Origin of the sequence: Pseudomonas tremae (assembly GCF_001401155.1) — a bacterium.
Taxonomy (GTDB): domain Bacteria; phylum Pseudomonadota; class Gammaproteobacteria; order Pseudomonadales; family Pseudomonadaceae; genus Aquipseudomonas; species Aquipseudomonas tremae.
Map to the genome: position 1 here is coordinate 1 of NZ_LJRO01000348.1, position 735 is coordinate 735.

Here is a 735-nt window from a genome sequence, read left to right on the forward strand (position 1 = left end):
GATATACGCTGTGCCCGGCTTGAGGCCGCGCTGCACGCCCTGCGCCAGTTCAAGGTCGCTGGCACGAAGTTTTGCCTCTGCCTGACGCAGGGCGTGCAGCGCGGCCTCAAGCCGGGCACAGCGTATATCTCCGTCGCTGGCGATGAACGCAGCAGCGTCGTCTCTGGCAGCCATCATGAGCTTGTTATCGAAAGGTGCTGTTGTGACCTGACTGGTTGCATAGCCGGTCTTGACCAGACCCTGCGTGGTCGTATCGAACGCTTGAACCTGACTGATGCACATCAGGCTGGCAACGGGTGCGATAAACAGAAGGTGCAGTAAACGCATGACTTTCACGAATCAGCAAAACAGGTAGCAAGGCTAGCGCAATGCTCTGGCCAGAGCTACCCCGGCACATGGCCGGGGCACAACGGTCAGATGGCCAGAATGGCCTGAGCCAGTTGGCTGTCGGTCGCTTGCAGTTCAGGCAGAACCTGGCGGATGTGTTGCAGCGCACCTTCGAGGCGAGCGCTACGGATGTCGCCGGAGCTGGCCACGAAGCTGGCGGCATCGTCTCGGGCGGCCAGAACGATCTTGTCATCTTTCAGTGAGGAGGAAATGTTGGACGTGGCACGTGTCGATGCATTGACTGCATCGACCACTGCGTCAGTGGTCACAATAAAGCTGGAGGCGTTGGCACCTGCAGCAGCAGTCAACAGGAAGGCAGCGCCGAGGGTACGTAGCAGAGACATGATC

2 protein-coding genes are annotated in these 735 nt (G+C 59.3%); both read right to left on the minus strand.

What is annotated here, in order from left to right:
* Positions 1-327 (minus strand): DUF2388 domain-containing protein (locus ALO43_RS18810; RefSeq protein WP_157062341.1); only part of this gene is annotated, 327 nt, incomplete at its 3' end.
* Positions 328-413: 86 nt separating this feature from the next.
* A complete protein-coding gene (locus ALO43_RS18815; protein ID WP_002555871.1) occupies positions 414-731 on the minus strand; it encodes a DUF2388 domain-containing protein in 318 nt (105 codons plus the stop codon).
* Between the last annotated feature and the right edge of the window lie 4 nt (positions 732-735).